Source organism: Sphingobacterium spiritivorum, from assembly GCF_016724845.1.
GTDB lineage: Bacteria > Bacteroidota > Bacteroidia > Sphingobacteriales > Sphingobacteriaceae > Sphingobacterium > Sphingobacterium spiritivorum_A.
In genome coordinates, this window is record NZ_CP068082.1 from 3,308,538 (window position 1) to 3,322,303 (window position 13,766).

Consider the following 13,766-nt stretch of genomic DNA (forward strand, 5'->3'; position numbering starts at 1 on the left):
AGGCTTACTATGGTTTGATGAGCTATATTATTGCATACTGTTAAAGAGCATCCGAGTATTTATAACTGTGCCTAATTACCAATTAATGACCCATACTTTTTTCACGCCATTAAAGCAATTTTTACATAAGTTGATTCATGTAGGGATTTATCCCGATATGCCTTATGTAGAGTCCCGATATACCAAGCTGCTGAATGTATTGAACTGGCTAGGATTATGTTTTATGCTGGGGTATGCTATTCTGAACTTAACGAATGGACGTTATTTTCTGACGGCTTTGAATATGTTCAATATGGTAGATGCGACTGCTGTATTGATATTGCACAGGTTGAGAATGTATCTGAGTGCCCGACTGGTAATGGTTGGATGCAGGATTGTAATCTATACGATCTCCGGACTTTATTTCCATAATGGTGCAGAATACTTTTTATTAACGCTGTTGATCACCACTATTATAATCTTTGACAACAGGTGGATCAGAACATTTCTGTGTTCGCTTATAATATTGGCCTGTATAAGTGTGGTTCTGTTTCCTCAGCCTCCGTTACTGGGGGTGCCTGTTATGGAAGAGCAGGCTATTGTAAATATGGTGTTGGCTATTGGATTGATTATTGGCACAGTAACCTTTTTCAAAAGTATTCAATATGGTTATCAACAGGAAGTGGAAAAACAGAGGCAGGCACTAATTGAGTTAAACCGGGACAAACAACGTATGTTCTCTATCCTTGCTCATGATATCCGAAGTCCGATGGCAACGCTCGAAAACTTGTTGCAGATATTTTATGAGAACTTATTGACGCGTACCGAACAGATGAAAACTACTCAGTTGCTGAAAGATCAGGTTATACAATTGGGCACCACAATGGATGATCTCCTGAACTGGAGTGCCAGAGGTATGCAGGGCATGGAGACAGTCAAGACATCGTTTCTTCTTTATCCTCTTATAAAGGAATTATTTCAATTTTTTGATCTGATTATTAAACAAAAGCAGCTTGAAGTGGAGATGTGTATCGATAAAGAGTTGATATTGTCTGCGGATCGGGATCAGATTGCCGTTGTCATGAGAAATCTGTTGAGTAATGCCTGCAAGTTTAGCCACAGGGGAGGGCATATACGTATAGTTGCTGTAGAAAAAAACAATAGTATAGAAGTATTCATTGAGGATGAAGGTGTAGGTATGGATGAGAACAGGATAAACAGGCTTTTTACTTCTTCAAATTCTTCCGTTCAGGGAACTGCAGGTGAAAAAGGATATGGATTGGGTTTGATGTTATGTGCGGAATTTGTACGTTTGAATGAAGGGAATATTGCGGTGAAAAGCAGATTAGGTGAAGGTTCGATCTTTACTGTTAGGCTGCCTCAATAAGGGAAGTCGTTTTATCCTGTTGTCTCAATTATGGAGATTGCTTTATACAAGTGAATTATTTATTGTGTATCAAAAAATGAATGTACAAAGTTTAGAAAATACAGATCTTGATGAACTGCTGGAAGTCATTAATGTAGCCTTTTCGGATTATATTGTACCCTTTCATCTTGATCCGGATCAGCTTAAATTTAAGATTTTCACAGAAGGAATACGTCTTGATTTATCTTTTGGCGTTTACTCGTCAGGCCGGTTAGTTGCTTTTGTGTTGCATGGGCTTAATAAGATCGGGGATGAGCTTGTCGCTTATAATGCTGCAACAGGAGTGGTGCCGGATTACAGAGGCAGAAAACTCGTTGGTGTGATGTATGATAAATTGTTGCCGAAATTAAATGAGCTTGGGGTAAAGAAAATGATCTTAGAAGTGATCGAAGGAAATCTGCCTGCTATAAGAGCATATGAAAAATTGGGTTATACAGTTCATAGAAAACTGGACTGCTTTAGTGGTCAGGTAGAGACTGCAGGAAAGGATACGGATATCGAGATAAGAGAAATTAAAGAATTTCAATGGCCGATTTTTACTTCATTCTGGGATATACAGCCTTCCTGGCAAAATGACGTGAAGACTTTAGCAAACAGTGCAGATCATTGTCGTATTGTTGGAGCATACCATGGAGATATATTAGCAGGCTATGCGGTGTTTAATCCTGCAACCCGACGAATTCAGCAAATAGCAATAGCTCAGGATTATCGCAGGAAAGGAATTGCGACGAATATCATGAACTATATATCCAAGACTCTTGGGCAGCAGGATCTCGTTATTAATAATGTAGATCATACTTCAGACGGAGCTTTGTCCTTTATAAAACAACTTGGACTTTCCTTTAAACTCGCTCAATTTGAAATGAAGAGACTGGTGTAAAGAAGTTACAGATATAAAATAGCTAAAGTCAATATTAGTTTTTGCGAAAAAGATATTGTAAATTATATTGAAATTCTTGAACATTATAAAATTGATCGGATCAACAAAGCTGAAACGATAATAAATAAATGTGATAGTAGTAAATTGAAATATAAAATTGTTGTGCATTCAAAATGTCATTCCGAATGCAAGCCATAGTCGTTTTGATACATTTCTAAATCCTGCATGAAAATATTGATACCCATACTGACAATACTATTGTTGCTTATTTTCTGTAAGTATGATTCGATATCTATGAGCACTCATGTGAACCTAGAGAATAACGGGAATGATAAAAAACAAAGCATTGAGGATTCGGTTGAAATTTTTCACGACTCTTTATATGTTGAACTGCAACTAAACTTTACAGAAATATCGGAAGAAGAGTTTCACGTTTACAAAGATAAATACAGCACAAGCTGTGTTATAGATTCAAGCCATTTTATACAAGGATCAAACATGTATATAGCACAGGACTGTAAAGAAATCTGTGACACATATCTTTGTGAAAAAAATACTGACAGGAAGTTGCGGCTACCATCCGGTTTTGATTCCGGAATATCGACAATTTTACTTTCCCCTTCCTGTACTCAAATGATTATATGCTCCTCTTATGATGGTCCTGATTATAGTGATTATTATGAAAATAGAGCGGAAATGTTTGTTTTCAATGTAATTAATGGAATGGGTATAAGAGGGGTGAAACCTGCTTTTAAATATTATTCCAGAAAATGGTCAATTGAAGAATTGACTTGGGTTAATGAGCATACAATAGCTTTAAAAGTCTATCAAGCAAACCGAAATACCGCTCAGTATAAATATCTGAAAACGGAACTTTCTAAGTAAAAAGATGTTCTTATAGTAACGTCTTCGACTTTACCTTCATCAAAAAAACTAAAATGGTTGTATAACAAAGATGCCCCGGCAATTGCTGAGGCATCTCTGTATCTGCGATTTACCTGTCTTATAAAGTATCGCTTTTTCAACGATAGAAAAGTACAACATTTTATCCGGCAAAAATCGAAAACGCAAATCCACTATTTAAAACGCACCACTGAATTATTTTTCTTGATACCTCCTGAAAACGGAAAAGATAGTAGTTTAATCAATAAAGTCAAATTTGCCTTCAAACATTTTTCCTACAACGGGAATAGGTTTCTTTTGCTCATTCACGGCATTGATCAGGCCGAATATCCAAAGGATAAACAGGATAATACCGATATAGCTCAAAAAGGTTAAGGCCGGTACTATAAACACAATCACAGAAAGTGCTACATTGATAATTACTGATAAAATAAAAAATCCAAATCCCTGTTTGAGATGATAGTTTACTAAATCACTCTTTGGTTGTAAATCCTTGTTTTTTACATAAGCAACAATCCATCCGATGATTGTCACGTAACTTAAGATAGAAAGTGTTTTTTTGTCCATAACTATTTTATTTATATAGCCAAAAGTATAAACCATTCGGCTGGTCTCCTATGTCCGATTTGTCTTCGGTCACTTTGACTTGGTATTTGTGCACTTTGGCTATATAAGTGTATGGCGAAGATGATTAATCTGACTTCATTAATCTGAAAAAAGCTTCCTTTCTGGCCCTGGACACAGGTACTATAGTCTTATCATCCATATAAATCAGACCTTCTCTGGAAAAACTTTTGATATAATTGGTGTTGATCAAATGCGACTGGTGTACCCGGAAGAACAGCGGCGGCAAGAGAATATCCTCATAATTCTTAAGGGATTTTGAAACCATAATATTTTTGGAACCGGTTAGAAAGAACGTAGTATAAGATCCTGATGTCTCACAACGGATGATCTGATCTATTTTTACAACATGCATTGCTTCCTGTGTCGGCAGGACAATTTTGTCAGGATTCTTTCTGAGGTTATGGGTTAGCTCCGCCACCTGGCTCTCTTCCAAAAATTTCCCCCTAAACTGTTCTATACGTTCTATAGCAGTTTTCAGATCTTCCGGATCTATAGGTTTTAGAAGGTAATCTATTGCACTGAATTTGAAAGCACGGATGGCATGTTCTTCATAAGCAGTGGTGAAAATAAGATGAAATGACCGGTATGTTACCTGTTGGAGAACATCAAATCCGCTTCCGTTCTTTAACATAATATCCATAAAGATCAGGTCCGGTCTGAGTCTGTCTATTAACTTTACCGCTTCCTCAGCACTTTCGGCATAGCCTATAACCTGCACTTTTGCCGGAGCGGCAATCTCCAGCATGATGGAAAGAGCTTCTCTCAAATGGTATTCATCTTCGATTATAATAGTTCTGTACATTCGCATTAATTTATAGGGATATGTAAAATTACCACACAACCCCGACTGCTATCTGTTTTATCCGACTCCTCTACACGGAATTCAGTATGGGGGTTGTCTTTAAGCATATGACGGAGGCGTTCGTCTGTGATTTGGGAAGAAAGCGAACGATGTGCATCTTTTGGTCTCCGCTTTCGGGATTCTTTCAGGCCAATTCCGTTATCCGTAATTGTACAGACAAGAATGTTGTCCTCTTCATTCACAGAGAATGATAGTGTTAATAATCCTCTTCGATCAAGTAAAGGTTTCAGGCCATGTTCTACCGCATTCTCTATAAACGGCTGGATCAATAGGGGAGGTAAAAGAATATCGGTGTCTAAGTCATCATTACAATGGATCTCATAGTCAAAGCTATTGTTGAGCCTAAGTTGTTGCAACTCCATATAATTGCGTAATGTCTGGATCTCATCTTCCAGTGTAATGGTTTCCATACGAGACTGCTCCAAAACCTGCCGGGTTAACTTCGCAAATTTACCCAGATAGCTAACGGCCATTGTAGGATCATGCTGCAGGATCATACTTTGTATATTGCCTAATGCATTGAAGATGAAATGCGGATCCATCTGCGAGCGGAGCAATCTGCGTTCTAAAGATAATTTCTCAGCAAGATTTTCCAGTGTTTCCTTTTCCATAAGTTGCACTTTGAGCTCATTATTAGCTTGTTGTTGTTGCAGATTGTCCTCCCGGTTCTGGTAATAGCGCTGTCTGTAGTAATAGGAACGATACATAAAGATGAGTCCGATGAGTAATACAGCGGCAATAGCATAGCCCAGCAACTTGTTTTTCTCCTGTAATCTGTTCTCCTGCTCCAATTGTTGTATACGGGATATTTTCTTTTCAGATTCATACCGGGCATCGGCATTTTGCAACATCTGTTGTGTTGTATGATCGTGTTTCAGCCGATTATATCTTGCAAAGAGCTTATCATATTCATAATAGGCTTTATAATTATTTTGTAATATAGACACATCTTTTAGACAACTGTAGAATGTCGCCAATACATCATTGTCTTTATAGGGAAGTGTCAGCTGGTAATCAATACCTTCTTTGAACAGGTTTTCGGCATATTGATATTCTCCCTTCTGCATAAAATATTGACCCTTAAGACCTATTGAGCTGCGGTATATATTTTTAAGATCATACTGCTTAGCTATAGATGTGGCTTTTTCCAGATTAGAAAGAAAGGCTTCTTCATCTACAGGCTGAGGACCATTCATATACAATACAGCAAGATTGATATAAGCAATTCCTATATTACTTTTACTTACAATCTTCTCTTCATCTTTCTCAGCCAGGAGTATAGTCTCATTGAAAAATGAAACGACTTCCGACCATTGAGGCAAATTTCCGGAGACTATAGCGTCCGAAAGGTAACTGCCCACAGCGAGACGTGCATGTAATATGCTTTCGGGATTTCCGGATTTGATCGCATATCGCAGAGCTTCATCCGCATATTTTTTTACTTTGATCTGAGAGCCCGAAGAAAAGAGGTAAGATATATCTGCTCCGATACGTGCAGACATGTCATAATCCTGAACTTTTATAAAGAGATCGTAAGCCTGCAAAAAATAATCTATTGCATTAGACTTGTCATCAATATAGGAACGGAGACTTGCCATCGCCATCGCTGCATACGCTTTAGCCCTTTTGTCTGAGATTGTGGCGGCGACATCATAGGAAAGTTCAGCATAGTGTGCAAATTCCCTGAGATGTAAAAGACGACGGTGCGTCAACGCCAGATAAGCATAACATATCGCTTCATCTTCTTTATCATTATTTTTTTTTGCCAGTTCCAGCGCTTTCATCTGGATATTCAGACTGGATAGTGAATCGGTAAAGCGGAGAGCATAACCTTCACGTGCTGTTTTTTCGACGGAAGACAGTTTTTGTGCTTCCACAGACAGACTAAGCAAGAGTATAATTGCTGTAAAACAAGATGCAATAACTGGATAAATCCAGTTTTGAAAAGATTGAAAAATATTCAAATAAGTCTTCATCAACATAGTAAAAGGATGACTAAAGTACCAATTATAGAATGACGTGCAAAATATGTGAAATAAGTTTTTGTATAAAAGAAGAGGTTTGTTGTAAGCCTTTTAAGCGTATTGAATGAAGCTGTTTTTCGCATGCAGGAGATAAGCTGCCAAATAAAAATCAAAAGCCACCATTTACCAATTGGAGCTTGCTGATTAATTCAGCAATTTTTAATCTTGTTCCACATACTTAATTTAATATTAGATCTTATGGAAAGAAAAAAAATATTCGGGCTGATGATAATTTTTTGTTTATGTCTCGGTATAGCACAGGCACAACAGATAGACGAAAGACGTATGAAGATTGAAATGACGGTCAGGCAGGGTAGTGAAGAGATCATTGCGGCTCTGACTTCTGCAACAATTTCTTTTAACAGGGGTCTCAATGAGAGTCTTGTTTTAGATTCTCTTTCCAGACAGGGAGCCAACAAAGAAAATTTAAGACTTTATGATATAGGGATAGCGCTTGACAGACAAAACATTAAATTATTAAGTGCTTTTGTAAAAAATAAAAATGGTCTTAACGGACATATAATACTTACAGATACCTATAAGAAATTACCATCCCGTAAGATTGAGTTTACATCTGCCATTCTGGATGCCCTGAATGACCAGTTTACAAATGATTACAGTTCTGCATATATGAGTATCAAATGTGGTACACTGATGATTGATGGCCTGGATCTTGAACCTTAAGTTTGAATAAAATAAGAAGATCGTTTAAAATGGAGTTTTTACCGATTATAGAGAAAGAAAAGTTCAAAGGCCAGTCAGATAAAGATTGGGATTTTATATATACGATTCTCGATCCCTATCAGCATGCAATTGATGAAGTCGAAGATGAAAATGTAATTCTTAATCAATTATGTGATGATCAGCATACCTTGCTGATATATGATGCGCTGTATGGACAGGTGACAAATGGTGGTTTCCTGCAGCTGATACATAATGGTTACGGACCATTTGTTTTTGACCCGGTGTTTATTGAAGATCTGGAAAGATGGAGTTTGAATGCCACTGCCGAATTATTGAAAGAAGCGAATGTGATCTATCTGAATCATAAAGATTATCTGGAGGAAGAGAGGGATCTGCGAGAATTTTCTGCTCTTTGTAAGCATTTTAAAGAATTTGAACCCTTTGATGATTTGTTCTATGAGATGATGGAAGATGAGGTCAGTCGATTTCGTAAATACATAGAAGATCATATAGCAGACTTTGCCAAAATAGTATAGGAACTCTGGTCAATAGCACATATTCTACGGAAATGAATACCAAAATGAAATTTTTAAAATTTAAGGAAGTCAAACATAGAATGCCCAAAGACAGTGGGATGTATAGTCGCGGTGAAAAAAACAACGGCGAATTTGACGAATACGGGGTGTTATTTTTGGAAGGGGATTATGAAGTCGAAAATCTGGATCTTGATGATCCGCTGCGTTCTCTTAACTTTTTGTCCGAATCCGGGTCAGATGAGGAAGTCTGTATTGCTATTCTGGTGGATGGCAATCTGCGAGCCGGCAATATTTATAATTATGAGACTGACGGCTCTGCAGGATTGTATGTGCTGGGAAATGTGGATGCAGAAAATATTCTGATCGGCGGACAGGAATTTTATGTGTCGGGAAACCTGAATATTAAAGACTGTTTTTGGGGTCATTATAATCACGGAGATCTCCTTGTAAACGGTAATACCTGTGCACGAGTATTTGTAGCTACAGAAGAATATCATTATGATTATAATAAGCTTCGGATCAGGGCAGACTTCTTTTTGTGCGATCATGATCGTGAAGATGATGTATTTGATCCTTCTGTACCTTACGCCATCTTTGAAAAAGCGATGTTGTATACAGAAAATGATGTGGAAACAGATGATCTCTTCACCTGGAAAGACTGGATGTCGCGTTCCACAGCTATTCGTTTACTGGAAAAGAAACAACCCATTCTGTTAAAAGATATACATATTGTCTCTGAAGCGGAAAAACAGGCACTTATCTTAAAGGAGATTCCTCATAAATTCAGCGAAAGCCATTTTAATGATGAGGAATCATTCCGGTCGCAACTGCAGAACTTTGAAAAACTGCTGGAGATTAGCAAAATGCATAGTGAAGATGATTATCAGTATTATGAATGGAAGGGTTATGAGGTTCAAATACATGGTGATACCTCCGAAGAGCAGGGACATGTCATGTTTACACATGATTCGGGTCTGACCTTTTTTATCTGTATCGAAGAGAACGAAACTCCTGCCTTGTCAATAAAGACATTATTCCGTAAAAATGAAAATAAGATTTCTTTAAGTGCTGTTTATCGTAAAGATTCCAATGATTCGTTTTCGAATGTTTTTGATCAGACCACGAACTCGTTCTATTCGGAAGAACTACAGTTACTTTGGAAAGAATTATTAGTAAGAGCGGAGCGTGGAGCATATTTTTACAGTAAATTCAGCGAAACAGTCAGGGTTGAAAATCTGCTTCAATATTTGAATCTGCCTGTTGTACAGCATAAATATAATGATTACTGGGATTTAGACAGGAGCTATTTCTGGTATAATTATTACTGCTTCACTATGAGACTGCATGCTGCTCGCGGACTTGTCGGCAGTATAGATGTGGCACAGGAAATAAAAGGAGAGGTATTTGATCTGCGCACATTTTATTTTCGTCCTGATGCAGTTGTGAATCCGCAATATTGTGAATTATACTATGCCTCCAGTCAGGAAGGGAGGACTTCAGACCGTTACTCAGCCGTGGATAAACGTGTCAAAGTATTTCTTTATGACTGGCAGCTTTATCAGGAGGCCTTGCAATGGTATCCTAAAATCGAAACCGCATTATCATATGAAAACCAGAGCTATCTGGAGGATCAGGAATTGTAAAATACTGTAATTTCCATATCCTCTCAGCTGAGCCTGCTCAATATTAACCTTTTAATATTGTTCGTTTATTTTGTAAGATCTTGTTTAACTGTTGAGTCCAGTTTGATGACAGGTGCTGCTACAAGTTGTTCTTTCTTTATTCTGGAAAGATTCGCCTTTTGTTCCGCCTTAATTTTCAGATAAGGATTGTGATACTGATCGTAAAATCTTTTTTTATCATCCCGGTATGAACTTACCGCCCCAACCTGATGTAATAATTTGATATAGTACCAGGCCAGATCCACCTGATGCGGTTGAAATCCGCTTCTTGCACTTTTAGGAAACAGGTGGTGGTTATTGTGCCATTCACCGGCAACTATTCCGGGCCAGAGTTGATTGATAGATTTATCATGCTCACTAAAGTCCGTTCCTTCACGTTGTTTGTCTTCTCCCTTAGCGTGTCCTTCATAATTAAATGTACGTACACCGACCGCCCAGAAACCGGCAGCACCAAAAAGGCTGCATGCCAGAGCATGTCCTCCCATCAGGTAAAAAGCAAGATACCAGAATGACCAGTTCAGCACCCAGGATAGAACAGCATATCCGGGATTGACATACGACCCCCATTTTTGGTATTGAGTGTAACTATTGGCTGGCACGCCGGTATGTTTCATTAGTAATTTAACACGGTTATAGTCCGATTCGCTTAGGTCTTTAGCAATCGGCTGATGATTCACATCTGCCAGGAAGCAGTATAAAAATCCAGCCTGTGCATTATAAGGATCACCCGGCTGATCTGACTTGGCATGATGAACATGATGAGATATAACATAGATTTCTTCCGGAATAACATTTATGGTAAGATTCTGAGTAAAGAATCTCCAAAATCCATTCTTGAATTTGTAAGCACCATGTGTACAATATCGGTGGTGCCATATTGTACCGTGAGTCCCCATTATGATCATGCTATATACAAAGGCAGCGATAAGGGTTCCCCAGCTTAAATAGTTAGTCAGAAAAATAAAGAAAAACGGAATAAGACAAAATACTTTTAGCCAACTGAAAAAAGGTAGCCAGTTATGCTTATCTTTTATAATATTGAGTCTGCTGAAAAATTCTTTGAAAATCTGACCTTTAGTTGGTTTGATAAGATTTCCATTATCGTCTTTCCATCCATAAGAAGGACGTTGTAGTACATGATCTAAAAATGACATGGTGTTGTAGATTTAGCTTTAGTTTGATATCAATCACTATGTATTTCGGATCGAGTTACAATGATAACATAAAAAAAGGACTAAGTAGTAACAAATTTTCATGAACATGGGGCAAACCTGTATAGTGTATACCCAAATGATAGACCTCAAAACAGAAGTCTCTTTCATCCAGAATGTATATAATACAAGGTGTGAATACCTTAAATAGGGAGACAATTTATAAACAGGTGTATTCCAACTGTTGGATCGCCTGCATCAGATCGGAAGGTGATCCGTCAGATATGCTATATGAAAATCACTTCTATTGTAACAACATCAGCATATAGCAACAGCTTATTTTTTCTTCCGGACGGATTGATCCGGATGTTATTTCCTGTCAAATACTTTTTCCATATCCTGAAAAGCCCAGTTTGCCATCGCATCAATTACCGGAAACAGCCCCTTGCCTGCAGCACTCAATTTATAGGTAACAAAGGGTGGTACTACAGGTTTCGCTTCTCTGATGATGAGTTGATCCGCTTCCAGTTGTTTAAGATGTTGAATCAGTACCTTTTCCGTTATAGCAGGAATAGCTCTTTTAAGTTCACTGTATCGTTTGTCTCCTGTATGTAAATGGTAGATAATGATTGGTTTCCAGTAACCGCCTATTTTTTCCATTACATAGGTTACAGGACACTGAGATAAAGCATATCGCTTATTTTCTTGTATAGTTGAGCTTTCTTTAATTGTTGTCATTTATACATACTTAAGGGTGAGTACTTGTATATAAGTAAGTACAAATATAACTTTGTTTAATTTAAAAAACGAAATATATGAAAATTACGATTACAGGTTCTTTGGGGAACATAGGAAGATTTTTAACGGAGAAACTTCTTCAATCCGGACATCATGTAACTGTGGTAAGCCATAGTAAAGACCGTAAGCCAGAAATAGAAAGGCTGGGTGCTGACGCTGCTATAGGATCAATAAGTGATGTTGTTTTTCTCCGAAACGCTTTTAAAGATGCAGATGCTGTTTTTGCAATGACACCACCGAATATGGGAGGTACACATATTATCAGCAATACGGTAGAGGCCGGTAAAGCAATGGCACAGGCTATAAAGGAGTCCGCTGTGTCTCGTGTAGTCATGTTAAGCAGCATTGGTGCTGATCTGCCGGACGGAAACGGACCGATAGCAGCCTTGCATCAAATTGAAAAAGCTTATGCAGGACTGGAAGGCGTATCAGTTACTTTTCTGAGAGCAGGTTATTTCTTTACCAATTTTTATAATGATATCCCTTTAATAAAGACGGCGGGTATTACAGGATCAAATTATCCTTCCAGCACAAGTATACCTTTAGTTCATCCGTTTGATATTGCAATGGCTGCTGCGGAAAGACTGGAACAACCTTTTACAGGAAAGAATATGCAATATGTTATCAGCGATTTTCGTACCGCCGGTGATGTAGCTGATGTATTAGGGAATGAAATTGGTCAACCTGAATTGCCTTGGATAGAGTTTACAGATGAAGAAGCTTTTCAAGGCATGATGCAGGCAGGTGTACCGGAAGAGATTGCCGGATTATATGTAGAAATGGGAGCAGGGATTCGTGCAGGGAAAATTCAGACAGATTTTAAGAATGTGGGGGCACCTGTAACCGGACAGGTTAAATTAGAAGATTTTGCGAAAGCATTTGCAGGTAGATTTTAAAGTCATCATTATTTCTGAAGAAAATACCATATGTATAGGAGTCAGGCAATTTGCCTGACTTTTTCTATATTTAAGACCTGTCGATACACCATTTTAATGTTTTTTGTTGATTATGCATATTCTGGCGGCTTTCTATCGCATTAAATTGTCGCTAAAGTTGTATTTACAATATGTATTTCCTAAATTCATTTTCCTGTTTCAATTCAGTTACTTAATTACAATAATTTATGAGCGATTTTTTAAGCATTAATGGTGTATCTGTCGAAAGAGATGACATCAGAAATGTTCTTTTGGGAGAGGGTAAGGTGGCGGCCATTAAATATGTAGTAGATTGTACACAATGTAGCCTGAAAGATGCTCATATGGTAGTTACGGAAATTGAGGAAGGTGTAGCGACTGTAAAAGTTCCTGTTGTGGAGCAGACTGTCCGGGAGAAAGCTGTTGTAAAATATGTGGATGGCAAGATTCAGGTTACCTATCAGGATAATGATGGCGTAGTCTATGAGAATGTAAATCCTGCTCATCCGGTATGGATGGCTGTAAAGAGGCTGATGCCGGACAATCAGACGCTGATGGATATGGAAGAATTCTATGCTCAGGATGAGCCTGTGATCAAAGCGTCTCCCTTTCATAGTTATAATGAAGAAGTGCTAGGACACCGTAAACCGAACTTCCTGTTGATTGGTGTAATTGTTCTGTTGTTAGTACTGTTGCTTATTTATTTCTATTATAACATGTAAAAAGCCGTGTTCAGGCTGTTTTAGACTTTTCGGTTTCATTTTATCTTGTATATTTTCAGGTAGTTATGTTTTGTTTTAGAAATAAGGTTAAAAAAGGTTTGGAAGTAATGAGTATAAAGTTCTACCTTTGCACCACTCCGCAAGGGAGGGACGGTTGTTTCGAAAGGGATGACTACTGAAAAAAGGGGTTTAGAATATGCGGGAGCGCAGATTTTTTGCAAAAAAGATTTGTGTGTTTCGAAAAAGATTTCTACCTTTGCAGTCCCTTCAGAGGGACAAGCCTACCGGTCGGAAAAAAGAGCTTTAGTGCTTAAGATGAAGACTGGGGTCCGATACCGCAAGGGGATCGGGGAGGTTAAAAAGGGAGAGAAAAAAAGGCCAGAAAATATTTTCACAAATATTTTGGAGTTTTAAAAAAGATTTCTACCTTTGCAGTCCCTTCAGAAACGAAGGAAAAAAACAAGATCAAAAGGGGCGCAATGCCTTGTTGAAATAGAAGCTGAAACGAGAGTGGAAGCGCGAAGTTCTTTAAAGAAATAATCATGTAGCGTAACGAGTAGTTGATAAGTCAACGAAAG

General features: G+C 38.0%; 13 protein-coding genes. 8 read left to right on the plus strand and 5 right to left on the minus strand.

What is annotated here, in order from left to right; translation table 11 throughout:
* Positions 1–85 precede the first annotated feature (85 nt).
* The 3 genes from I6J03_RS14010 to I6J03_RS14020 all read left to right on the plus strand — a co-directional run bounded on the left by I6J03_RS14010 (position 86) and on the right by I6J03_RS14020 (position 3,170).
* Positions 86–1,366, plus strand: coding sequence for a sensor histidine kinase (locus tag I6J03_RS14010; RefSeq protein WP_003013248.1), 1,281 nt, complete (start codon positions 86–88; stop codon positions 1,364–1,366).
* 76 nt (positions 1,367–1,442) lie between these two features.
* Positions 1,443–2,285 (plus strand): GNAT family N-acetyltransferase, encoded by an 843-nt coding sequence (locus I6J03_RS14015; protein WP_003013246.1) that lies wholly within the window; start codon positions 1,443–1,445, stop codon positions 2,283–2,285.
* Between the two features lie 294 nt (positions 2,286–2,579).
* Positions 2,580–3,170 (plus strand): hypothetical protein, encoded by a 591-nt coding sequence (locus tag I6J03_RS14020; protein WP_232279883.1) that lies wholly within the window; start codon positions 2,580–2,582, stop codon positions 3,168–3,170.
* 255 nt (positions 3,171–3,425) lie between these two features.
* Here the strand turns inward: I6J03_RS14020 and I6J03_RS14025 are convergent, their stop codons facing one another.
* The 3 genes from I6J03_RS14025 to I6J03_RS14035 all read right to left on the minus strand — a co-directional run bounded on the left by I6J03_RS14025 (position 3,426) and on the right by I6J03_RS14035 (position 6,554).
* Positions 3,426–3,755 carry a DUF4870 domain-containing protein gene (locus tag I6J03_RS14025; protein WP_232279882.1) on the minus strand — a complete coding sequence of 110 codons (330 nt, stop codon included), beginning with the start codon at positions 3,753–3,755 and terminating at the stop codon, positions 3,426–3,428.
* A 124-nt stretch (positions 3,756–3,879) separates the two neighbouring features.
* Complete coding sequence (locus tag I6J03_RS14030) at positions 3,880–4,617, minus strand: LytR/AlgR family response regulator transcription factor (RefSeq protein WP_232279881.1); 738 nt, start codon at positions 4,615–4,617, stop codon at positions 3,880–3,882.
* A gap of 5 nt (positions 4,618–4,622) precedes the next feature.
* Positions 4,623–6,554 carry a sensor histidine kinase gene (locus tag I6J03_RS14035; RefSeq protein WP_236586190.1) on the minus strand — a complete coding sequence of 644 codons (1,932 nt, stop codon included), beginning with the start codon at positions 6,552–6,554 and terminating at the stop codon, positions 4,623–4,625.
* Between the two features lie 345 nt (positions 6,555–6,899).
* Between I6J03_RS14035 and I6J03_RS14040 the strand changes: the two genes are divergently transcribed.
* The 3 genes from I6J03_RS14040 to I6J03_RS14050 are packed head-to-tail and all read left to right on the plus strand — an operon-like array spanning position 6,900 to position 9,564.
* A complete protein-coding gene (locus I6J03_RS14040) occupies positions 6,900–7,385 on the plus strand; it encodes a hypothetical protein (protein WP_003013232.1) in 486 nt (161 codons plus the stop codon).
* Positions 7,386–7,414: 29 nt separating this feature from the next.
* Positions 7,415–7,921, plus strand: coding sequence for a DMP19 family protein (locus I6J03_RS14045; protein ID WP_003013230.1), 507 nt, complete (start codon positions 7,415–7,417; stop codon positions 7,919–7,921).
* Between the two features lie 44 nt (positions 7,922–7,965).
* Positions 7,966–9,564 (plus strand): hypothetical protein, encoded by a 1,599-nt coding sequence (locus I6J03_RS14050; RefSeq protein WP_232279880.1) that lies wholly within the window; start codon positions 7,966–7,968, stop codon positions 9,562–9,564.
* Between the two features lie 65 nt (positions 9,565–9,629).
* Here the strand turns inward: I6J03_RS14050 and I6J03_RS14055 are convergent, their stop codons facing one another.
* The gene (locus tag I6J03_RS14055) at positions 9,630–10,757 is read right to left on the minus strand and encodes a fatty acid desaturase (protein ID WP_003013226.1); all 1,128 of its coding nucleotides are present in this window, start codon (positions 10,755–10,757) and stop codon (positions 9,630–9,632) included.
* A 366-nt stretch (positions 10,758–11,123) separates the two neighbouring features.
* Complete coding sequence (locus I6J03_RS14060; protein WP_003013224.1) at positions 11,124–11,492, minus strand: winged helix-turn-helix transcriptional regulator; 369 nt, start codon at positions 11,490–11,492, stop codon at positions 11,124–11,126.
* Between the two features lie 77 nt (positions 11,493–11,569).
* Here I6J03_RS14060 and I6J03_RS14065 point away from each other — a divergent pair, with 77 nt between their 5' ends.
* On the plus strand, positions 11,570–12,448 hold the full coding sequence (locus I6J03_RS14065) for an NmrA family NAD(P)-binding protein (RefSeq protein ID WP_003013222.1): 879 nt from the start codon (positions 11,570–11,572) through the stop codon (positions 12,446–12,448).
* A gap of 227 nt (positions 12,449–12,675) precedes the next feature.
* Positions 12,676–13,188, plus strand: a complete 513-nt coding sequence (locus I6J03_RS14070; protein ID WP_003013220.1) for a hypothetical protein — start codon at positions 12,676–12,678, stop codon at positions 13,186–13,188.
* Positions 13,189–13,766 lie beyond the last annotated feature (578 nt).

What these genes read in the sequence shown, in the direction of transcription:
- I6J03_RS14040 (WP_003013232.1), top strand. Translation starts at nt 6,900, where the DNA reads ATGGAAAGAAAAAAAATATTCGGGCTGATGATAATTTTTTGTTTATGT.
- I6J03_RS14055 (WP_003013226.1), bottom strand. Translation starts at nt 10,757, where the DNA reads ATGTCATTTTTAGATCATGTACTACAACGTCCTTCTTATGGATGGAAA.
- I6J03_RS14015 (WP_003013246.1), top strand. Translation starts at nt 1,443, where the DNA reads ATGAATGTACAAAGTTTAGAAAATACAGATCTTGATGAACTGCTGGAA.
- I6J03_RS14010 (WP_003013248.1), top strand. Translation starts at nt 86, where the DNA reads ATGACCCATACTTTTTTCACGCCATTAAAGCAATTTTTACATAAGTTG.
- I6J03_RS14030 (WP_232279881.1), bottom strand. Translation starts at nt 4,617, where the DNA reads ATGTACAGAACTATTATAATCGAAGATGAATACCATTTGAGAGAAGCT.
- I6J03_RS14065 (WP_003013222.1), top strand. Translation starts at nt 11,570, where the DNA reads ATGAAAATTACGATTACAGGTTCTTTGGGGAACATAGGAAGATTTTTA.
- I6J03_RS14050 (WP_232279880.1), top strand. Translation starts at nt 7,966, where the DNA reads ATGAAATTTTTAAAATTTAAGGAAGTCAAACATAGAATGCCCAAAGAC.
- I6J03_RS14045 (WP_003013230.1), top strand. Translation starts at nt 7,415, where the DNA reads ATGGAGTTTTTACCGATTATAGAGAAAGAAAAGTTCAAAGGCCAGTCA.
- I6J03_RS14025 (WP_232279882.1), bottom strand. Translation starts at nt 3,755, where the DNA reads ATGGACAAAAAAACACTTTCTATCTTAAGTTACGTGACAATCATCGGA.
- I6J03_RS14020 (WP_232279883.1), top strand. Translation starts at nt 2,580, where the DNA reads ATGAGCACTCATGTGAACCTAGAGAATAACGGGAATGATAAAAAACAA.
- I6J03_RS14060 (WP_003013224.1), bottom strand. Translation starts at nt 11,492, where the DNA reads ATGACAACAATTAAAGAAAGCTCAACTATACAAGAAAATAAGCGATAT.
- I6J03_RS14070 (WP_003013220.1), top strand. Translation starts at nt 12,676, where the DNA reads ATGAGCGATTTTTTAAGCATTAATGGTGTATCTGTCGAAAGAGATGAC.